Genomic DNA, 21,101 nt, shown 5'->3' on the forward strand with positions numbered 1-21,101 from the left:
GTGGGCGGCACCTGCCCGTAATACGTCCACACGCCACACGATGGATTTCCCCACAGGAACCCAACCGGGTCACCCGGGCCGCCCTTTATCCGGTCCCGCCTGTTCCCTCGGCCGCTCTGACCCCCTTTCGGGGGTGCTCGGCAGCGGAAAGCGCCTTGAGCCAGGCGAGATTTGCTGTTTGTCGTGGCAGGTGCGGCTCCGACCCCGGCGGTCCGCGACGGCGCTAGTGTTGGATGGCCATCGAACATATTGGCATTTTTGGAGAGTTGGGCATGCGGGCTCGCCGCATGCGCACCACCGTCAACCAGGTGCGCGAAGACGGCCGGGGGCTCGCCGAACTCGCCACGGCCGTTGACGGCGGGCGGCTGAAGATCCGGGTCGACGCGCAATACGCCGTACAGAACGTGAAGGCCGCGCACGAGCACTTCCAGCGGGGGAGCCTGAACGGAAAGATCGCGCTCATCTTCTGAACACACCGTCTCTTCCGAACGCACCGTCCGGGTCCCGGCGCGGCGCGAGGTCTCACGGGCTGACCTGACCCCACCCGACGCGAGGTGACGCGGAGTGGCCTCACCCCACCCGACGCGAGGTGGCCCGGTGCCACCTCACCCCACACAGCGCGAGGTGACGTGGAGTGGCTTCGCCCCACGCGGCGCAGGGGGGTGCGGGGTGGCGCGAGGTGACGTGGAGCGACGCCACCCCACGCGGCGCAGGGTTGCGCGGAGTGGCCTCGCCACCCGGGAGGATGGGGCCACGATTCAGCAGGAGTGAGGCCGGTCCTGCTGGGCGAGAGGACACGGGTGGTCGACGCGGCCGGGACAGCGGGCGGCCACGATCACCAGGTCGGGCGGCGCATTGGGCAGCTCAATCCACACGATGTCTTCGCCGACCTTGAGCAACCCCCAGGGCCTCGCCGCGTCGGTTTCCGTCCGTCACGTTGGCCGGGAGGTTCCTTCGGGGTCGGCCCGCCTCGCAGCGGAAGATCCCCCATGCCGGTCAGGTCATCCGATGCCACCGGTACGGGAGTCGGCCAGCGTGACCATCGTCTTGAGCAGCGTCGTGTATACAGGGCCGGGGTCAGCGGATTCCTCCCAGCTCGGCTCTTCCCCGGCCGCCGGACTGGTTTCCGCCTCGGGAAAGAACAGCCACCACAGGTTGTGCCAAGGGTCGAGGAAGCGGGCGATGCCGTACCCGCCGTAGAAGGAAGACGCCGGAGTGATGACGGTCGCCCCGCGTTCGACCGCTCTGCGCATCGTCTCCTCGGGGTCGGCGACGTACACCTGAGTCAGGGCCGGGGTGAACGGCCAGTCGGCCTTACGGTCAGCGACCATGAGCAACGAGTTGCCGATTTTGACTTCGGCGTGGATCAGCGTTCCGTCTCCGGCGTAGAAGTCAGGGGTGCGGGCTTCCTCCCGCTCAGTCGCATCGAAGACAGCGACGAGAAAGTCGATGAAAGGCGCGGCTCCGTCAACGACGATGAACCCGTTCACGGTGTTCTCGCCCTGGGGTTCGGGAGTTTGCTTGGTCGTCTCCATGCGGTGAAGGCTAGAGATGATTGCGGTCAGCTTCTTACCGCAATTGGCGCCCCGAGGACTCGCTGCCGGGTCCAGCTCGTTGGCTTGGGTCGCCCCTGTCGCGGACGTTGCCAGGGGCCGTGCCAAGCCGGCGGCACATGGTTCGGTCGGTCGGCACCGGTTGACGCCTTTGGCATCTGCCCGGTGGTGACCGTGGATGATGCCGTCTCCGAGAGCACCCTGGGTAGCTGGATAGCGAGCGGTGGTCGGGCTTCCGCTGCCCAACCACTTGGCCGGGCAGCGGGTGGGCCTCAGAAAGACGCGCGAGCCACGCGAGAATCTAGCCCTTGGCTCTTACTCCCACTCGATGGTGCCCGGGGGCTTGCTGGTCACGTCGACCACCACCCGGTTGACCTCGCGGACCTCGTTCGTGATCCGGGTCGAAATGCGCGACAGCACGTCGTAAGGCACCTTGGCCCAGTCCGCGGTCATCGCGTCCTCAGAGGTGACCGGCCGCAGTACCACCGGGTGGCCGTAGGTGCGCCCATCGCCCTGCACCCCCACCGACCGTACGTCGGCCAGCAGCACCACCGGGCACTGCCAGATCTCCCGATCCAGCCCGGCCCGCGACAGCTCTTCGCGGGCGATCGCGTCGGCCTCGCGCAGAAGGTCCAGCCGCTCCTTGGTCACCGCCCCGATGATCCGGATCCCCAGTCCGGGCCCCGGGAACGGCTGCCGCCACACCATCGCCGACGGCAGTCCGAGTTCTTCGCCCGCCCGCCGTACCTCGTCCTTGAACAGGGTCCGCAGCGGCTCCACGAGCTGGAACTGCAGGTCGTCGGGGAGCCCGCCCACGTTGTGGTGCGACTTGATGTTGGCGGTGCCGGTGCCGCCGCCCGACTCGACCACGTCCGGGTACAACGTCCCCTGGACCAGGAAGTCGACGGGGCCGTCCGCCATGATGGCCCGCTGCTCGTCCTCGAAGACGCGGATGAACTCGCGCCCGATGATCTTGCGCTTCTCCTCCGGGTCGGTCACGCCGTCCAGGGCCTTCAGGAAGCGGTCGGCGGCGTCCACCACGCGCAGCTTCACCCCGGTGACGGCCACGAAGTCGCGCTCCACCTGCTCGGCCTCGCCCTTGCGCAGCAGGCCATGGTCGACGAAGACGCAGGTCAGCCGGTCACCGATGGCCCGCTGGACGATGGCGGCCGCCACGGCGGAGTCGACGCCGCCGGACAGCGCGCAGATGGCGCGGCCCTCGCCGACCTGCCGGCGTACCGCTTCGACGGCGTCTTCGACGATGTTGAGCATGGTCCAGCTCGGACGGCATCCGGCCGCGTCGAGGAAGTGCTTGAGCACCGCCTGCCCGTGCTCGGAGTGGAGGACCTCGGGGTGGAACTGCACGCCGTACAGGCCGCGAAGGGTGTCCTCGAACGCGGCGACGGGGGTCTCGGACGTCGAGGCGGTCACCACGAAGCCGGCGGGCGCGGTGGCCACGGCGTCACCGTGGGACATCCACACCTTCTGCTTGTCGGGCAGGCCCGCGAAGAGCACGCCCTCGCTGAGCACGTCGAGCGCGGTGCCGCCGTATTCGGCCACGCCCGTGCGGGCGACGTCGCCGCCGAGGGAACGTGCCATCGCCTGGAAGCCGTAACAAATGCCGAACGTCGGCACACCCGTCTCGAACAGCCCATCCGGTACGGCCGGCGCCCCGTCGGCATAGACCGACGAAGGCCCACCCGACAGGATGATCGCCTTGGGCTTCTTGGCCAGCATCTCCTCGACCGGCATCGACGAGGGGACGATTTCCGAGTAGACGTGGCATTCGCGCACGCGGCGGGCGATGAGCTGCGCATACTGCGCACCGAAGTCGACCACGAGCACAGTGTCGAACTCAGACACGAGACAGACCCTCCAACAGCGAATGCGGTACACCCAGTGTATCGGCCCCCGCACCCCGCCCCGCTGCGGACGGCGCCGCGGTCACTCGTAGCCGGGCAGCGGCGGAAGGGCGCCGTCGAGCAGGGCTTCGAGCTGCTCACGCAGCCCCTTGGCGTACTCGGGGTGCGTGAGCAGGAGGAAGCGCTCCTCGTGGATCGCCTCGACCACCTGCCTGGCCACGTCCGCGGGGTCGATGCCCCGCTCCATGATGGCGTCGATGATGCCCTGGGCGGCGTAGTCGTCGCGGGTGCGGCCGACGAGGAGGTCGGCGGGCCGTACCCGCTCGGAGGTGTTGATCTGGGTGCGCACCGCGCCGGGACACAGCGCGGTCACCTTCAGCTTGGAGCCGGTGATCGCGAGGTCCTGGGCGAGGGTCTGCGACGCGGCGAACGCCGCGTACTTGCTGACGGCATATCCCGCCGTGTACGGCGCGGCGAACAACCCCGCCACCGAGACGGTGTTGACGATGTGGCCTTCGGTGTCCTGTTCGATCATGCGGGGGACGAAGGCCTGGATGCCGTGGAGCACGCCCCAGAGGTTCACGCCCAGGAGCCAGGCGAAGTCCTCGGTGGTGCGGTTCCAGATGTGGCCGCCCTGGAAGACGCCGGCGTTGTTGCACAGCACGTGGACGGCGCCGAGTTCGCCGAACGTGCGCGCGGCCAGGTGCTGGACGGCGGCGTCGTCGGAGACGTCGGTGATCTGCGTGAGCACCCTGCCGCGCCCGGCCAGCGCGGCGGTCTCGGCCAGCCCGCCCGGGTCGACGTCGGCGAGCATCAGGCTCATGCCCTCCTCGGCCAGGCGGACCGCGAGCGCGCGGCCGATGCCGCTCGCCGCTCCGGTGACCACTGCGACCTTGCCGGAGAGTTCCCGCACGCCAGCCTCCCGAGCGCTCGCTTGGCACCAAGAACGTTATCAGAGCGAGTGGCGCACCCAGATGTTCGGTTCGACGTAAACCGCGTGATCGTGGGTGACATCGCAGTGCACGGGAACGAGCGCTCCCGGCACCTCGACCGGACCCTCGGCGTCGAACGGCAGGCCGGTCCACTCCCGCCACTCGCCGAGCGTGCCGGAGATCGTCATCGAGCGGTGGGCGACCTTCTCCACCGTGGCGCCGGCGCGGACGTGCACGCGCAGCCAGGCGTCGTACGGCAGGCCGTCCGCGCGGGTGCGGAAGGCGTACTCGGTGGCGGGGGTGCGCGGTTCCAGGTGCTTCTGGCTGGGTCTGACCGGCGCGAGCAGTTCGGAGTAGCCCAGGCGCGCGGCCCGCTCGCGCATCGCGGCGACCATGTGACGGGACAGTCCGGCGCCGAGCAGGTCCTTCCTGATCGTGATCTCCAGGGCGGAGAGGGCGTCGGGCGTCGTGCCCCTGTCCCTGGTCAGCCAGCCGCGCCTGATGACCGCGTCCCAGCCGTCCTCGGGCAGTTCGCCGTCGCGGGAGTTGAACGGGATCATGCAGCCGCGCGCCACCATCCGGCCGGGCTCGTCGGAGTCGTCGGCGACCAGGATGTACTCGGCGTAGTGGGTGGTGGCGACCGCGTAGAAGAGGTCCGCGATCGGGTCGTTGAACATGAACTCCGGCCAGGCCGTGTCCATGTCCCACAACGACTCGGCGAACTCGGGACGCTCGGCCAGCGTGGTGATCCGGAGGGACATGGCGGACATTCTCACAGTTCGGAGGGCCGTTGCACCGCCTGTTTTTCGGTCTTGAAGATCAAGGTGGTCTGCAGGTGGACGATCTCCGGCCGGACCAGGAACTTCTCCAGTACGAGCCGGTGCAGGCTGGTGGCGTCGGCGACCGCCACGTGCACGAGGAAGTCCTCGGGGCCGGCCACGTTGAACAGCGTGATGGTCTCCGGCAGGCTCAGGACGAACCGGCGCAGCGGGTCGGACAGCTGGGCGGTGTGCGGGCGTACCCGCAGCGCCAGCAGGGCCTCCAGCGGGCGGCCGAGGCGGGCGATGTCGACGTCGGCGCGGAAGGCGGTGATCACGCCACGGCGGCGCAGCGCGCGTACCCGCTCCAGGGCTGTGGAGGGTGCCACGCCGAGCTTTTCCGCCAGGTCCTTGTTGGGCAGCCGAGCGTCGTTCTGCAACTCGGCCAGAATCGCCAGGTCAATCGAATCGAGTTCGGCTGCCTGCCCCGATTGGTCCCTCATATTCGGTAAATCTAGCCACATGCCCTGCTGAGCGCGGATATTTCGGGGTATGTGGGATGTTGAGGCTTTTACCAAAGCTGCCGCCGTCACCGTGAGCGAACTGGCCGCCTACGTCGAGGAGAGCCAGCGCGGCCAGGTGCCCGTGGTCCGGCAGCGGCCGCCGGCGGAGATCGCCGGGAGGCTACGCCTGGCCGAGCTCATCCGGGAGGGCGGGCTGAGCACGGAGACGTACCAGGACTTCCTCCACGCCTTCCTGAGCGAGGGGACCCGACTCCACCACCCCGCCTATCTCGCCCATCAGGTCGCCTCTCCCGACTTTCCCGCCGCGCTGGCCGACTTCATCCACGGCGCCACGAACAACCCCATGGCCATCTACGAGATGGGCGCGGCGGCGGCCACGGTGGAGTTCGAGGTGATCCGGTGGATGCTGGAGAAGGCCGGCTTCCCGCGCGGCGCCGGCGTGCTGACCCACGGGGGTTCGCTGGCGAACCTCACCGCCCTGCTGGCCGCCCGCGCGCACGCCGCGCCCGAGGCGTGGGCGAACGGCACCCCCGACGACCTGGTGATCCTGGCGCCGCCGTCGGCGCACTACTCGGTCTCGCGGGCCGCCTCGATCATGGGCCTGGGCCAGAAGGCGGTGGTGGAGCTGCCGACGGACGAGCTGGGCCGCCTGGCCGTCGCGCGATTCCCCGAAATCTCCGGAAAACGGCCGATCGCGCTGGTGGCGTCCGCCTGCGCCACCGGGACCGGCCTGCACGACGACCTTCGCGCGGTCGGACAGTGGTGCCGCGACCGGGACATCTGGTTCCACGTAGACGGCGCCCACGGCGCCTCCGCCCTCCTCAGCCCCGCCCACCGCCACCTGCTCGACGGCGTCGAACTGGCCGACTCCCTCATCTGGGACGCCCACAAAATGCTCCGCACGTCCTCCCTGGCCGCCGCCGTCCTGGTCCGCCGCGATGGCGCCCTGGACGCCGCCTTCCAGCAGGACGCCAGCTACATCTTCTACGGCGACCAGGGCTTCGACCTGATCGGCAGGACCGTCGAGTGCACCAAGGCCGAACTCGGTCTGAAGATCTTCCTGAACCTCGCCTGGCGGGGCGAGCGGGGCCTCGGCGACTTCGTGGCCGGCCGCTATGCCGCCGCCCACCGCTTCTGGGAGCTGGCTCGCCGCCGACCGGGATTCGCGCTGCCGTACGAGCCGGAGAGCAACATCGTCTGCTTCCGGTACGGCGCGGCCGACACGGCCGGGATCCGCGAACGCATGATGGCCGACGGCACCTTCTACCTGACCTCAACCGTCCTGAACGGCATCCGCCACCTCCGCGTCACCGTCATGAACCCGGCAACCGACGACAGCCACCTGGAACACCTCCTCGACGAAATCACCCGCCTTGCCCCGCCTGGCCCAAGGGATAGCACGTGACGCAGGACTCACGGACCAAAGCCAGGAGAACCCTCACAGGGGCAACCGGCGGCGGGAGAGCCACCCCCGAAGGCCGTGTAGCCCAGGAGACGCGGCGCGACACGGCCAACAAGCCACGGCACGGCAGCGGTGGGCCGGACGGTGGGACAGGCAGCAGACCGCCCGAGAGGGGCCGCTCGGGAGGTGTGGCTCAGGAGGGGGTGGGGTGGGGCCCGGCAGCGCGGGCTCCGGGTTCCGCGCTGCCGGGAGTTTCAGAGCCGGCCATCCAACCCCGCCATGAAGTCCTCGAACAGGTGCCGGTGGATCGTGTGTTCGGCGCCCTTGACCACCTTCACCTCGAATCCCTTCCCCACCAACTCCTCCTGGAACTCCGGTGACACCAAAAACGACGGATCAGCCACCTGCGCCCCGGGTGCGTGGCCGCGATCAGCCGCCTGTGCCATCAGGTCGGTCATCGGGGTGCCGCCCTCCAGCACGGGCAGCCGGAAGGCGGGGTCGGAGCCGATCGCCCGGCCGGGCATGAGGCGGTCGACGGCGGCGCCGAGCGTGAGGCCGCCGAGCGAGTGGCGAGGGCGAGCGCGGGCCGGAGAGGGCCTGATGTTATACGTATAAGCGCTTGATAGCATCCCACGATGGACGGGACAAGAGTGTGACCTCGAACAGACCGCCGACCAGCGTGGACGTGGCCAGGGCCGCCGGCGTCTCCCAGGCCACCGTCTCCTACGTGCTCAACGACAACCCCAACGCCCGGGTGAGCGAGGAGACCAGGCAGCGCGTGCGCGACGCCGCAGCCCGGCTCGGGTACGTGCCCGACGCCAGCGCCCGCACTCTGCGCACCGGCCGCAGCGGCATCGTGCTGGTCCCGCTGTCCCCCGCCCGCACGGGCGGCCTCGTCCGCGATCTGCTCGACGACCTCGGCGAGGAGCTCCGGCCGCGCGGCTACACCCTCGTCCAGTACGGCGAGCGCCACCTCAAGGGCGTGCCGGCGGCCAAGGTGTGGGCGGGACTGCGCCCGACGGCGGTCATCGTCGAGGCCGACCGGCTCACCAAGGCCTCGGTCGACCTGCTGCGCGCCTCGGGCACGCGGGCCGTGATCGGCTTCGCCGACGCCCCGTCCCCGCTGGTGCCCACGGTGGTCATGGACCACGAGTCGGTGGGCGCCTGCGCCGCCCGCCACCTGGCCGAACGCGGACGCAGGCGGCTGGCCGCGATCGTCCCCCGCGAGGAGGGCGTCGACCTCATGGGCGCGGGCCGCCTGCGCGGCGTACGCCAGGTGGCGCCCGGCGCCGAACGCATCGACCTGGCCTTCACCGAGGAGGCCGCCCGCGCGGTCGCCACCAGGCACGACCTGCCCGACGGGATCTTCGCCTACAACGACGAGTACGCGCTGCTGCTGATGAGCGCGCTGCAGGACGCCGGCGTGCGGGTCCCGGAGGACGTGGCCATCGTCGGCGCGGACGACCTGCTGCTCGCCTCCCTGGTACGCCCCCGCCTGACGAGCGTCCATTTCGACACCACGGCGACCCCGGCCGGAATGGCCGCCTTCATCGACGAACTGGTCCGCGGCGACCGCACCGCGGAGCCGGGGACGGTCATCAGCGTCTACGGCCCACGTCTGATCGTCAGATCCAGCTCGTAACAACTTGGCCGCGTGTCTTGTCACGCGGGGACCGGCGACCTACAGTCCAGAGCAATCGTCGGTGATACGTATCACCACTGCTGGAAAGGTCCTGGTCGATGACCCATGTTCAGGGCAAAGCCCCCACGGCAGATGAGGATCGCGGATTCCGTCTCGGCCCGCTCTATCTCACGCTCCCCCTCGCCAACGTCGCGGTCATGTTCCTCTGGATCGGCGTGGGCGCGTTCCTGCTGCCCCGCCACGTCCAGCTGATCACCGGGACCAACGACGTGGCCGCGCTCGGGCTGGCCAACTCGATCGGCCCGCTCATGGCCACCATCGCCAACCCCATCTTCGGCCAGATCTCCGACCGGACCCGCTCCCGGTTCGGCCGCCGCTCCCCCTGGATCCTCGGCTGCGTCGCGATCGGCGTTCTCGCGCTGCTGCTGCAGGCCAACGCGGCCAGCGTGCTCATGCTCGGCATCAGCTGGGCCGGCGTGCAGCTCATCATGAACGGCTACCAGGCCGCGATCACCGCGATCCTGCCCGACCGGGTCCCGGCCCGCCGCTACGGCACCTTCTCCGCGTTGTTCGGCCTCGGCACGCCGGTGGCCACGATCGCCGCCGCCCTGATGTTCATGAGCATGCCGCAGCTGGCCGACGGCGGCGCGTACTACGTGGTCATGGGGGTTCTGGTCGCCGCGGCCCTGCTCATCGTGCTGGCCAGCCCCGACCGCTCGTCGACGGAGCTGCCGCGCCAGCCGTTCGACATGGGCGAGTTTCTCGCGGCGTTCGTGCGGCCGCTGCGTCACCGGGACTTCCTGTGGGCGTTCGTCGGGCGCTTCGGAATCATGCTCGGCTACATGATGATCTTCACCTTCAACCTCTTCCTGCTCGAGGACTTCATCAAGATCCCGAAGGCCGAGGTCGTCTCCAAGATGGGCATGCTCATGCTCGTCGGCCAGGTCGCGACGTTCCTGGCGGTGGTGCTGATCGGCCCGCTGTCGGACAAGGTGGCGAGGTTCCGGATGTTCGCGCTGATCGCCGGTCTGGCCTCGGCGATCACGCTGGGCATCCCGCTGCTCATGCCGTCCTTCGAGGGCATGCTCGTCTACAACGTCCTGCACGGCGTCGCCTTCGGCATCTTCATGGCCGTGGACATGGCCCTGGTGACCAAGGTGCTGCCGAACAAGGAAGAGGTCGGCAAGGACATGGGCGTGCTCAACATCGCCAACGCCGGCCCGCAGATCGCCGCCCCCGCCCTCGCCGCCTTCCTGGTGACCATGGGCGGCTACACCACGCTCTTCCTGGTCGGGATCGTGGTCTCGCTGATCGCTTCGCTGGCCGTACTGAAGATCAAGGGTGTGCGTTAGCGTCGAGTTCATGACCGAACTCGATCCCCGGCTCCGCGCTGTCACCGACCTGATCATGGCCGAGGCCCGCGAGATGGGCGGCAGGCACGAGTACGACGGCCGGACCCAGGACCTCTCCCCCGAGGGCGTCCGGTCCGGCCTGGCCCGCCTGGGCGAGGGCACGCTGCCCGACGACCCCTATGACGCCGAACACCTCACGGTCTTCGAGACCGGGCTGCGCGTGCAGTTCGGCGAGCTTGAACTGCACCGCCGCAACCCGCTGCCGCACCTGTCCAACCTCGACCTGGCCTGCTACGACCGCGACTACGCCCCGGAGGCGGAACGCGCCGCCGCCAGGGCGGCTCACCTGGCGGAGTGGCCGGCGGCGGTCCATGGCGCGATCGCCGCGCTCGACCAGGTCAGCGCCCCGGTCGCCACCGCGCTGGCCGGAGCGGTCAAGGGCCTGGCCGCGGGCGTCACCGACGCGGCCGCGCTCGACGCCCACCGGCTGCTGGTCGCGCACGTCGAGCGTGCCGCCGCCGTCGGCGACCCCGACGCCTCGCTGGGCGGTCCCGCACTGGCCCGGCTGATGGGCAGCACCGAGGGCATCGACGTCGACCTGGGCCGGCTGGCCGAGCGCGCCGACGCCGAACGCGACCGCCTCCACACGCTGCTGGCCGAGGCCGTCGCCAAGATGGGCGAGAGCGGCAGGCCGCTGGACGTCGCCCGAGAGCTGGTCAGGCAGCATCCCGGCGCCGACGGCGTCATCGAGGCCGCCAGGATCGGCACCGAGAAGGCCATCGCGTTCACCCGTGAGAAGGACCTCGTGCCCTACCACGACGGCGAGTGCCTGGTCGGCCTCGCGCCCGAGTCGCGCCGCTGGGCGATGGCGATGATGTGCTGGAACTCCCCCGGTGAGCCCGAGGGCCCCAGCTGGTACTACATCACCCCGCCCGACGCCTCGTGGCCGGTCGAGGAGCAGGAGGAGTGGCTGGAGGTGTTCAGCCACACCACGTTGCCCGCGATCAACGTGCACGAGGTCGCGCCCGGCCACTTCTCCCACGGCCGCGCGCTGCGTCACGCGAAGGGCGACGTGCGCAGGCTGCTGCAGTCGATGGCGTTCGCCGAAGGCTGGGCCCACTACGTCGAGGAGCTGTGCGTCGAGGAGGGTTTCGAGGCCGGTGACCCGCGCTTCGAGATCGGCGTCTGGCTGGAGGCTCTCGTACGGGTGACCAGGCTGGCCTGCGCGATCGGCGTGCACACCGGGCAGATGACGGTGGAGGAGGGTGCCCGCCGCTTCGCCGCCGACACCCACCTGTCCGGGCCCGCCGCGCTGTCGGAGGCCCGCCGCGCTTCCTTCGATCCCACCTACGGCCGCTACACGTGGGGCAAGCTGCTCATCCTCGACCTGCGTGAGCGGGCGCGCGAGGAGTGGGGCCCGGCCTTCACGCTGCAGCGCTTCCACAAGGCCATGCTCGACCTCGGTTCGCCGCCGCTGGGGCTCCTCAAGACGATCCTGTGACGGCCCACTCTCCGGGGGCGAGCACCCGCACGCCGTCCACGTCCGCGAACGCCTCCGCCAGCGTCGCCCGCCCCTGCGAGAAGTGCGCCCAGTGCTCGAAGTGCAGCGGCACCACGTGCTTCGCGCCCAGGATGCGGGCGGCCTCGGCGGCGTCGCGGCTGTTGAGGGTGAGGTCGGCGTCGGGGATGAGCGGGGTGCGCGCGGCTCCGGCGAACAGCACCGCCACGTCCACCTCGCCGATCCGCCCGGCGATCTCGCGTACGACGTCGAGTGAGGCGTTGTCGCCGCTGACGTAGACGGTCGGCAGGCCGTCGCCCCTGAGCACGAACCCGGTGACCTCGCCGACCAGGTGCTCGGTGCCGTCGGGCCCATGCTGGGCGGGCACGCCGGTGATCGTCAGCGGCCCCAGCTCCACCTCGCTCCAGTTGGGCAGCGCCTGGGCGGCGATCCGCGTGGCGGCGCTCGGCGTGGACAGCACGAGCGGCGCCGACGCGAGCAGCTCGCGTCCCGAGTCGTCAAGGTTGTCGGGATGCTGATCGTGGGAGAGCAGGACGGCGTCGATCGCGCCGATCTCGGCGACCGCCACGCCCGGACCGTCGGTCTTGGTCAGCCCGCTGCCGACGGGGTAGTGGCCGGGCGGGTCGAAGGTCGGGTCGGTCAGCAGGCGCAGCCCGCCGATCTCCAGGATGGCGGTCGGGCCGCCCACGTATTGGATCCGCATACCGCGTTACGACATGCCGGGCCGCCGGGATATTCCGTACAGCCGCAGCGCGGCCGGGGCGGCGGCGGGCACGACGGGGGCGCGCGGCGCGACGGGCTCCATCCGCGTGTACGGCGCGCCCAAAGGCGGCCTGGCGTCCGGCTCACCGGCGTTCGGCCAGAGCGCGATCGCCCGCTCGGCCTGGGCGGTGATGGTCAGCGACGGGTTGACGCCCAGGTTGGCGGAGATCGCGGAGCCGTCGATCACGTGCAGCCCCTCGTGCCCGTACAGGCGGTGGTAGGCGTCGATCACGCCGTTCTCGGCCGAGGAGCCGATCGCGCAGCCGCCCAGGAAGTGCGCGGTGGCCGGGATGTCGAACAGGTCCAGCCAGGAGCCGCCGGGCAGGCCGCCGATCTCCTCGGCCGCGTGGCGTACCGCGTCGTGGCCCGCCGGAATCCACGTGGGGTTCGGCTCGCCGTGTCCCGGCGTGGCGCGCAGCCCCCAGCGGGTGCGGGTCACCGAGATCGAGTTGTCCTTGGCCTGCATGACCAGGGCGATGAGGCTCCGCTCCGACCAGCGCCGCAGGTTGAGCAGGCGCAGCGCCCTGAGCGGCTGCGCGGCCAGCTCGCGGCCGAAGACCCGCCACCGGTTCTGGCCGCCGTCCACGAGCAGCGTGCGCAGCAGGCCCATGGCGTTGGAGCCGTTGCCGTAGCGCACCGGCTCGATGTGCGTCTCGGCGTCGGGGTGGATCGAGGAGGTGATGGCCACGCCGCCGTTGAGCTTCTCGCCGTGCACGGCCAGGCGTTCGAAGCCGAGCAGCGCCTCTGAGTTCGTCCTGGTCAGGACGCCGAGCCGGGCGGAGATCCGGGGCAGCGCGCCGTTGGCGCGCAGCTTGTGAAGCAGCCGCTGGGTGCCGTAGGTGCCGGCCGCGAAGATCACCTGCCGGGCGGTGAAGGTACGGCGGAGCCGTACCGAACCCGTCTTGCGGACCTCCACCACGTAACCGCCGGAAGGGCGCGGACGGACGGAGGTGACCGTGCACTCGGGGTAGACGCGGGCCCCGGCCTTCTCGGCGAGGTGGAGGTAGTTCTCGGTGAGCATGTTCTTGGCGCCGTGGCGGCAGCCGGTCATGCACTCGCCGCACTCCACGCAGCCGTTGCGCGTGGGTCCGGCGCCGCCGAAGTAGGGGTCGACGCCGTCCTCGCCGAAGTAGACGCCGACGGGGGCGAGGCGGAAGGTGTCGGCCACGCCCATCCGGGCGGCGACCTTCTTCATGATCTCGTCGGCGCGGGTCGTGGTCGGGTTGACGACGACGCCGAGCATCCGCTTGGCCTGGTCGTAGTGGGGCGCGAGCTCGGCCTTCCAGTCGGTGATGCCCGCCCACTGCGCGTCGGCGAAGAAGGGGTCGAGCGGCTCGTAGAGGGTGTTGGCGTAGACCAGCGAACCGCCGCCCACCCCCGCCCCGGCCAGCACCATCACGCGGTCGCCCCGGTCGCCGCCGAGTACGTGGATGCGCTGGATGCCCTTGAGCCCGAGCCACGGCGCCCACAGGAAGTCGCGTACCCGCCAGGAGGTCTTGGGCAGCGTGGCGGCGGTGAAGCGGCGGCCCGCCTCCAGCACGCCGACCGTGTAGCCCTTCTCGGTCAGCCGCAGCGCCGAGACGCTGCCGCCGAAGCCGGAGCCGATGACCAGGACGTCAAAGTCGCTCATGTGAGCCGCAGCCTCCGCATGGTCTTGAGCGCGGTGGCCATGAACTCGGCCCAGGTGTCGTTGCCGAGGCCGAAGGGCGCCTCGAAGCCCAGCAGCGTGCTCTGGGAGGCCACGGTCTGCGCCTCGGTGTAGCGCAGCAGGCCCTCGGCGCCGTGCCTGCGGCCGAGGCCTGAGGACTTCATGCCGCCCATGGGCGCGTCGTAGGAGGCGTACGCGGAGGCGTAGCCCTCGTTGATGTTGACCGTGCCGGCCTTCAGCCGGGTGGCGACCGATCGGCCCCTGGCCAGGTCGCGGGTCCAGACGGAGGCGTTGAGCCCGTAGACGGTGTCGTTGGCCAGGGCCACGGCGTGCTCGTCACTCGTGAACGGGTAGAGGGCGACGACGGGGCCGAAGGTCTCGTTGGCGCACAGCTCCATCTTCTCGGTGACGCCGGTGAGGATGGTCGGCTCGTAGAAGAACGGGCCCAGGTCGGGCCGGGCCCTGCCGCCGGCCAGGAGGGTCGCGCCCTTGACGATCGCGTCGTCCACGTGGGCGCTGACCGTGTCGAGCTGGCGGCGGGAGGTGAGCGAGCCCATCTGGACCGACCAGTCGAAACCGGCGCCGAGCTTGAGGTTCTTGGTCTGCTTGGCGAAGCGCAGGGCGAAGTCGTCGAAGCGCGACTCGTGCACGTAGAGGCGTTCGATCGACAGGCAGAGCTGTCCGGCGTTGGTGAAGCAGGCGCGGACCGCGCCGTGCGCTGCCACGTCGAGGTCGGCGTCGTCGAGCACGATCATGGGGTTCTTGCCGCCGAGCTCCAGTGAGCAGCCGATGAGCCGCTTGGCCGCCTCTTCGGCGATCTTGCGGCCGCCGCGCGTGGAGCCGGTGAACGCCACGTAGTCGGCGCCGTCGAGCAGCGCGTCACCGATGTCGGCCGGCTCGCCGAGCACGACCTGCCAGATCTCGCGCGGCAGGCCGAGCTCGGCCAGCAGGTCGACGGTCCACAACGTGGACAGCGCGGTCTGGGTGTCGGGCTTGTGGACGAGCGCGTTGCCGGCCAGCAGCGCGGGTACGGCGTCGGTCACGCCCAGCGAGAGCGGGTAGTTCCACGGGGTGATCAGGGCGACGACGCCCTTGGGCTGGCGCAGCTCGGTGACCTGGGTGGCCACGGGGAAGATGCCCTTGCGGCTCTTGGGCGCGAGCAGGCGGGCGGCGCGGCGGGCGTAGTGCAGCGCGCAGCCGGCCACGTCGAGCACCTCCTCGAACGCGTGCTTCCTGGCCTTGCCCGTCTCGTTCTGGACGATGTCGAGGATCTCGTCGCGGCGGTTGAGTATCTCGTCGTGCAGGCGCAGGAACGGGCGGGCGCGCTCGGCGACCGGCAGGGCGGCCCACGCCATCTGAGCCTGCCTCGCCTTCTCGTAGGCGGCGCGTACGTGGTCGCCGTCGGAGATGGGAAGTTCGGCGATCTGCTCGCCGGTGAAGGGGGCGGTGATCTGCCGGGTCACATGCATGACCGAATGATATTCCGGATAGCTACTGGCCGGTAGTTTTGTCGTCCATCCCTATATGAGGCCAGAATTCGAATCATGCCGTCTTTCTCGCCGCTCAGACCAGGGGACCCAGAAGGGTTGGGACCGTACCGGTTGCTGGGCCGGTTGGGCGAGGGCGGGCAGGGTGTCGTCTACCTCGCCAACGACCCGGCCGGCAACCACGTCGCCGTCAAGTGGTTACGCTCCGAGCTGGCCGGCGACTCCGTCAGCATCGAGCGGTTCATGCGCGAGGTGCAGGTCGCCGAGCAGGTCGCGCCCTTCTGCACCGCCACCGTCCTGGCCAAGGGCGTCGAGAACGAGCGGCCCTACATCGTCAGCGAGTTCATCGACGGACCATCGCTGCACCGGATCGTCCAGGAGCAGGGTCCGCACGCCGGATCGGCGCTGCACCGCCTGGCCATCGGCACCGCCACCGCGCTGGCCGCCATCCACCAGGCCGGGATCGTCCACCGCGACTTCAAGCCGGCCAACGTCATCATCGGCTCGGACGGGCCGCGGGTGATCGACTTCGGCATCGCCCGCGCGCTGAACGCCACCTCGACCCTGACCAGCATGGCGGTGGGGACACCGTCGTACATGCCGCCCGAGCAGTTCATGGGGCAGCCCGTCGGGCCATCCGCCGACCTGTTCGCGTGGGGCGCGACGATGGTCTACGCCGCCACGGGACGGCCGCCGTTCGGCAACGACACGATGCCGGCGGTCATCAACCGGGTGCTCAACCAGCCGCCCGACCTCGGGGCGCTGGACGGGGCGCTGCGCGAGGTGGTGGGCGCCTGCCTGCAGAAGGACCCCGCGCTGCGGCCCACCGCCGAGCAGGTCATGATGCGGCTGCTGCAGCATCCGGTGCCGTCGGCCGGGGGCATGCTGGCGCAGGGCGCGGCGGCGGCGACCATCCATCCCCAGCCGACGCCCTACCCGACGGGTCCGGGAAGCCAGGGGCCTTTCGCCACCGGGCCGGGCAATCCCGGACAGAGCTGGGCGGCGCCGAGCCAGTCGGCACCGGGCCAGGCCGCCCAGAACATGGGCGCCCACAGCACGGGCGGGCAAGGCATGGGCGCCCACAGCATGAGCGGCCACGGCATGAGCGGCCAGGGCATGGGCGGCCAGGGCATGGGCGGGCCGCCACACTGGGGGGCGGCGCCGACCAACCAGTCCGGGCGGAAGCGGCGGGCGCCGCTGCTCATCGGGATCTCGATCGGCGTGGCGCTCCTGCTCCTGGGGGGCGTGGCGCTGGCCGTACCGTGGAGTCAGGGCGGGACGACCGCGTCCTCGTCGTCACCGAAGCCGAGCGCCAAGAAGCGCACGAGCACCAAGCCCACACCCACCGCCGAGATCAAGCGGACGAAACTGCCCGGCGCCGGCCTCTACCTGTACGAGAGCACGACCGACCCGATTACGCTGACCTCCTACGAGATCTACGACAAGGGCGACAAGAACTGGGTCGACTACGCCAGGGACGGCCTCGACGGCGGATTCGAGCGCTACGGCGACAACGAGGAGACCCTGCTGTCCCCCGACGGCACGATGATGGCCAGCCGGGGCCAGAACTACACCTCCGACGGCTACGACTACATCGTGATCACCGACCGGGCCGGCGGCGGCAGGACCACGGTCAAGACCGTGCGCCGCCCCGAGATCAGCAGCATCGCCAGCTGGTCGAAGGACAGCAAGCGGATCCTGCTCAACCTCGAGAAGAAGATCGGCGGCAACTGGATCTACCTCGGCTTCGCGATCGTCGACGTCGCGACTGGCAAGGCCCGCCTGAGCAAGGTCAGCGACGCGCAGGTCCGCGAGTCCGGCTACGGATGGGACGCCCAGGAGAAGGGCGTGATCGCCGTCTACGGCAAGGACGCCGGGCTGCGCTTCTTCGGCCCCTCGGGCAAGGCCGTGCGCGACTTCGCCGAGGTGGGCGAGCTGCCCTCGGGCACGCAGGACGTCTTCTCCCCCGACGGCAGCATGTTCGTCACCAACTGCCCGGGCGGCGACGACGGCGACCACTGCCTGTGGAACGCGGACACCGGCAAACAGGTACGCAAGTTCACCTCGGCCTGCGACAAGGTGCTCGGTTGGCACGACAACACGAACCTGTTCTGCTGGGAGCAGGACGACGCGCCGCGCGACGAGATCCAGGTGGTCGGCTTCGACGGCAAACTCAGCCGCAAGCTGCTGGACGTCTCCGACGACGTGGAGTTCAGCCCGAGCTTCACCATCAATCCGACACGAGGCTCCTGAACCGCTTCGCCCGGCTATCCGTCATGGAGGACATGAAGACGCTGATCCGCACGGCACTGACCGTCGCCGCCCTGGCGACGGCCGCCGCCGCCTGCACCTCCACCGCCCAGACGCCGGAGCCGGCGCCCCTGGATCTGAGCAAGGACGTGCGCCTGGTCGCCTACTCCAGCTGCGACGACATGCTCGCCGGGCTGCGCCAGAAGGCGGCGGAGAACGTCGGCCCGTGGGGGTTCGGCCCGGGGATCCAGCCGTTCGGCGCGCGCGAGATGGTGCAGTCGGACACCGCCATGACGGCGAAGGCCACGCCCGAGCACTCCACGACGAACGTGCACGAGGCCGGTGTGGACGAGCCCGACCTGGTCAAGACCGACGGCAACCGCGTCTTCACGGTCACGAACGGCAGGCTGCGCGTGATCGACACCGCGACCAAGAAGGTGACCGCCGAGCTCGAACTGGTCAAGCAGGACCAGCCGGGCGGCTTCATGAGCGGCGACCTGCTCATCTCGGGCGACCGCGTGCTGGTGATCTACCGCGGCGGCATGGCGATGCTGGAGAAGAGCTTCGCCCCGCAGATGCAGACCACCTACATCCTGGTCGACCTGTCCGGCAAGCCCAAGGTGCTCAGCACCGTACGCCCGCAGGGTGAGCACGTGGACGCCCGCATGGTCGGCTCGACGGTCCGCATCGTGACCCGCAGCCAGCCGGACATCAAGTTCCCGCAGCCGAAGGACCGCGTCGGCGAGGAACAGCTCAAGAAGATCAACCAAGAGGTCGTCCGGCAGGCTCCCGTCGAAGCCTGGCTGCCCAAGATCGAGATCACCGACGAGAGCGGCACGGTCAAGAAGGACTCGGTGGCCTGCGAGCGGGTCAGCCACCCGGCCGACTACACCGGCACCTCGCTGCTGACCGTGCACAGCCTCGACCTGGCTCAGGGCGTGACGGCCGCCGGGACCGACCCGATCAGCCTGGCCGCCGACGGCGACACCGTCTACGGCACCGGCCAGTCGCTGTACGTGGCGAGCAACCCGCGCTGGTGGTGGCCGAGCGGGCCGGTGATGCTGGAGGACACCCCGGTCGAGCCGCCGCCCACCCCGGCCGCCACCCCGGACACCGCCTCCGCCACCCCGGACACCGCCTCGACCGCCCAGGCGCCCGCCGAGGAGCCCTCCCCGACCGAGCCCACCCCCACGGCCACCGCCACCCCGACCACCACGGCCACGCCCACCGCCACCCCGAGCGACGTGCCGCCCGTCGATCCCACCGAACCGGCCCGGCCAACCCCGGTGATCCCGCCCGAGGAGACCGAGCTCCACCGCTTCGACGTCGGCCAGGCCGGCGCGCCCAAGTACGTCTCCTCCGGCAAGGTGCCCGGCCGCCTGCTGAACCAGTACTCGCTGTCGGAGTTCGAGGGCAACCTGCGCGTGGCCACCACGCAGTCCGACCAGAAGACCAGCTCCAGCAGCGTCTACGTGCTCAAGGCCGACACCCTGGCCAGGGTCGGCGAGGTCGGCGGCCTGGGCAAGGGTGAGCGCATCTACTCGGTGCGCTTCATCGGCCCGGTCGGCTACGTGGTCACCTTCCGCCAGGTCGACCCGCTCTACACCCTGGACCTGCGCGACCCGGCCGCCCCGCGCGTCACCGGCGAGCTGAAGATCACCGGCTACTCCGCCTACCTGCACCCGGCGGGCGACGGCCGGCTCATCGGCGTCGGCCAGGAGGCCAGCGACAAGGGCCGCACGCTGGGCACACAGTTGTCGTTGTTCGACGTCAGCGACCCGGCCGGCCCGCGCCGCCTGTCGCAGATGTTCCAGAAGGACTCCGGCTCCGAGGCCGAGTGGGACCCGCACGCGTTCCTGTACTGGCCCAAGACGGGCCTGACGGTGATCCCGCTGTCCGGCTACAAGGACAACACCACCGGCGCCATGGTGATGAAGGTGGACCAGAGCGGCGTCACCAAGCTCGGCATGGTCAAGCACCCGAAGCAGACGCAGAAGGAGTACTCCTACCAGCCCGGCATCCAGCGGGCGATGGTGATCGGCGACGAGCTCTGGACCGTCTCCTACGAAGGCGTCCAGGTCAACGACGCCACCACGCTCGCCGAGAAGGCGTGGATCCCGGTGACGTAAACGGATCTGGACAGTCCCCAACTAATGGTGAAAAATCCACTGACACCGTGATGTTGGGGGTGCGGATGCCTTTCGTGGGACGAGAGCGAGAACTCGACCAGGTGTCGGCCGTTCTCGCCCGCCCACCCGCGGTCGTCCTGATCGACGGCGAGGCGGGCGTGGGCAAGACGCGCCTGCTCCACGAACTGTCCAGCCCCCTGCTGGTCGGCAACTGCCACCCCATGCGCTTCCCGTTCGGCCCGATCGTGGAGGCCCTGCGCGACGCCGAACTCCCGCCCGGCCTCAACCCGGTCACCGGGGCGTTACGCCCCCTGTTACCGGAGTTCTCCCACCTCTTGCCGCTCGACCCGCCTCCTGTCCAGGACCCGCAGGTCGAGCGGCATCGTTTGTTCCGGGCGGTGCTGTCGCTGGTCGACGCGCTCCAGCCGATCACCCTGGTCGTCGAGGACGTGCACTGGATCGATCCCGACACCCGCGAGCTGCTGGCCTTCCTCACCCGCTGCCTGCCCGCCGGGGCCAACCTCCTGCTGACCTTCCGTCCGGAGGACGCCTCCTTCCCCGTCGCCGCGTTCCGCTCGCACCTGCCGCCGCACATCCGCCACTCCCAGCTGTCCCTCGCGCCGCTGGACGCCGAGGAGACCGCGCTGCTGGCCAAACATCTGCTGCCCGATCCGCCGGATCTGTGGCCGCTGACGCTCGGGGTACCGTTCGCGATCGAGGAACTGGCCCGCATGCTGGCCGAAGGCAAAGGCTCCGGGACACCGCCGGCGTTGCGCGACGCCGTACTGCTGAAGATCGAGGCGCTGCCGGTCGCGGCGCGGCGCATCGTGCAGGCGGCCGCGGTGCTCGACGAGCCGGCGAGCGAGCGGTCGCTCGCCGCCGTCGCCGGCCTCCCGCCCGAGCAGAGCGAGCGCGGTCTCGCCGAGGCGGTACGGCGGGGCCTGCTCCACCAGCCGGCTCCCGGCCGGTACGGCCTGCGCCAGCCCCTGGCCAGGCAGGCGGTCTACGACTCGATCACCCCCGGTATCCGGCGCAGGCTACACCGCAGGGTGGAGGCGCCGGCCGAGACGAAGGGCGCCGTGTCGCCGCGCGAGGAGCAGGTGATCGGTCTTGCCGCCCAAGGGCTGACCAACCGGGAGATCGCCGAGAGCCTCTTCCTGTCGCCCAGGACCGTCGAGGTGCACGTGGCCAACGCGCTGCGCAAACTCGGCCTGACCTCCCGCAGGCAACTGCCGGGAAGCAGCGGCTAGCCCCGCCGCATGGCGTGCGGCGGGGCTGCGG

17 protein-coding genes are annotated in these 21,101 nt (G+C 70.4%); 8 read left to right on the plus strand and 9 right to left on the minus strand.

All coding sequences use genetic code 11. The annotated features are described in order from the left end of the window. Positions 1-272: 272 nt before the first annotated feature. The gene (locus ACIBHY_RS41005) at positions 273-470 is read left to right on the plus strand and encodes a zinc-binding dehydrogenase (RefSeq protein WP_397309568.1); all 198 of its coding nucleotides are present in this window, start codon (positions 273-275) and stop codon (positions 468-470) included. Between the two features lie 531 nt (positions 471-1,001). Here the strand turns inward: ACIBHY_RS41005 and ACIBHY_RS41010 are convergent. The 5 genes from ACIBHY_RS41010 to ACIBHY_RS41030 all read right to left on the minus strand — a co-directional run bounded on the left by ACIBHY_RS41010 (position 1,002) and on the right by ACIBHY_RS41030 (position 5,608). After that, the gene (locus ACIBHY_RS41010; protein WP_397256605.1) at positions 1,002-1,535 is read right to left on the minus strand and encodes a VOC family protein; all 534 of its coding nucleotides are present in this window, start codon (positions 1,533-1,535) and stop codon (positions 1,002-1,004) included. Positions 1,536-1,868: 333 nt separating this feature from the next. Further along, positions 1,869-3,416 (minus strand): glutamine-hydrolyzing GMP synthase, encoded by a 1,548-nt coding sequence (gene guaA, locus ACIBHY_RS41015; protein ID WP_397256607.1) that lies wholly within the window; start codon positions 3,414-3,416, stop codon positions 1,869-1,871. Between the two features lie 81 nt (positions 3,417-3,497). Next, positions 3,498-4,328, minus strand: coding sequence for an SDR family NAD(P)-dependent oxidoreductase (locus ACIBHY_RS41020; RefSeq protein WP_397256609.1), 831 nt, complete (start codon positions 4,326-4,328; stop codon positions 3,498-3,500). Between the two features lie 39 nt (positions 4,329-4,367). Then, positions 4,368-5,108 carry an N-acetyltransferase gene (locus tag ACIBHY_RS41025; RefSeq protein WP_397256611.1) on the minus strand — a complete coding sequence of 247 codons (741 nt, stop codon included), beginning with the start codon at positions 5,106-5,108 and terminating at the stop codon, positions 4,368-4,370. 11 nt (positions 5,109-5,119) lie between these two features. Beyond that, a complete protein-coding gene (locus ACIBHY_RS41030) occupies positions 5,120-5,608 on the minus strand; it encodes an Lrp/AsnC family transcriptional regulator (RefSeq protein WP_397256613.1) in 489 nt (162 codons plus the stop codon). A gap of 91 nt (positions 5,609-5,699) precedes the next feature. Here ACIBHY_RS41030 and ACIBHY_RS41035 point away from each other — a divergent pair, with 91 nt between their 5' ends. Continuing rightward, positions 5,700-7,034, plus strand: a complete 1,335-nt coding sequence (locus ACIBHY_RS41035; protein ID WP_397309569.1) for a pyridoxal phosphate-dependent decarboxylase family protein — start codon at positions 5,700-5,702, stop codon at positions 7,032-7,034. A gap of 251 nt (positions 7,035-7,285) precedes the next feature. On the opposite strand, the gene ACIBHY_RS41040 is transcribed toward ACIBHY_RS41035, so the two are convergent. Then, positions 7,286-7,555 carry a hypothetical protein gene (locus ACIBHY_RS41040; RefSeq protein ID WP_397309570.1) on the minus strand — a complete coding sequence of 90 codons (270 nt, stop codon included), beginning with the start codon at positions 7,553-7,555 and terminating at the stop codon, positions 7,286-7,288. Between the two features lie 128 nt (positions 7,556-7,683). On the opposite strand from ACIBHY_RS41040, the gene ACIBHY_RS41045 reads away from it, so the two are divergent. The 3 genes from ACIBHY_RS41045 (at position 7,684) to ACIBHY_RS41055 (ending at position 11,526) form a co-directional block, all read left to right on the plus strand. Continuing rightward, positions 7,684-8,673, plus strand: a complete 990-nt coding sequence (locus ACIBHY_RS41045) for a LacI family DNA-binding transcriptional regulator (RefSeq protein ID WP_397256619.1) — start codon at positions 7,684-7,686, stop codon at positions 8,671-8,673. A 98-nt stretch (positions 8,674-8,771) separates the two neighbouring features. Continuing rightward, complete coding sequence (locus ACIBHY_RS41050; protein WP_397256621.1) at positions 8,772-10,025, plus strand: MFS transporter; 1,254 nt, start codon at positions 8,772-8,774, stop codon at positions 10,023-10,025. Positions 10,026-10,035: 10 nt separating this feature from the next. Continuing rightward, entirely contained in the window at positions 10,036-11,526 is a 1,491-nt protein-coding gene (locus tag ACIBHY_RS41055) for a DUF885 family protein (protein ID WP_397309571.1), read from the plus strand. Here the strand turns inward: ACIBHY_RS41055 and ACIBHY_RS41060 are convergent. Genes ACIBHY_RS41060 through ACIBHY_RS41070 form a run of 3 tightly spaced genes read right to left on the minus strand, consistent with a single transcriptional unit; the run spans position 11,510 to position 15,423 of the window. Beyond that, positions 11,510-12,247 (minus strand): MBL fold metallo-hydrolase, encoded by a 738-nt coding sequence (locus ACIBHY_RS41060; protein WP_397256625.1) that lies wholly within the window; start codon positions 12,245-12,247, stop codon positions 11,510-11,512. The genes ACIBHY_RS41055 and ACIBHY_RS41060 overlap by 17 nt on opposite strands. A 6-nt stretch (positions 12,248-12,253) precedes the next feature. After that, complete coding sequence (locus ACIBHY_RS41065; protein WP_397309572.1) at positions 12,254-13,936, minus strand: FAD-dependent oxidoreductase; 1,683 nt, start codon at positions 13,934-13,936, stop codon at positions 12,254-12,256. Next, entirely contained in the window at positions 13,933-15,423 is a 1,491-nt protein-coding gene (locus tag ACIBHY_RS41070; protein WP_397309573.1) for a succinic semialdehyde dehydrogenase, read from the minus strand. Before ACIBHY_RS41070 ends, ACIBHY_RS41065 begins: the two co-directional genes overlap by 4 nt. A gap of 132 nt (positions 15,424-15,555) precedes the next feature. Between ACIBHY_RS41070 and ACIBHY_RS41075 the strand changes: the two genes are divergently transcribed. From ACIBHY_RS41075 to ACIBHY_RS41085, 3 genes are all read left to right on the plus strand, one after another. Next, complete coding sequence (locus tag ACIBHY_RS41075) at positions 15,556-17,694, plus strand: protein kinase (RefSeq protein ID WP_397309574.1); 2,139 nt, start codon at positions 15,556-15,558, stop codon at positions 17,692-17,694. Positions 17,695-17,726: 32 nt separating this feature from the next. Next, a complete protein-coding gene (locus tag ACIBHY_RS41080) occupies positions 17,727-19,820 on the plus strand; it encodes a beta-propeller domain-containing protein (RefSeq protein ID WP_397309575.1) in 2,094 nt (697 codons plus the stop codon). 65 nt (positions 19,821-19,885) lie between these two features. Then, positions 19,886-21,070 (plus strand): AAA family ATPase, encoded by a 1,185-nt coding sequence (locus ACIBHY_RS41085; RefSeq protein ID WP_397309576.1) that lies wholly within the window; start codon positions 19,886-19,888, stop codon positions 21,068-21,070. The last annotated feature ends 31 nt before the right edge of the window (positions 21,071-21,101 follow it).

Origin of the sequence: Nonomuraea sp. NPDC050547, assembly GCF_044457345.1 — a bacterium.
In the GTDB taxonomy this organism is placed as follows: Bacteria; Actinomycetota; Actinomycetes; order Streptosporangiales; family Streptosporangiaceae; genus Nonomuraea.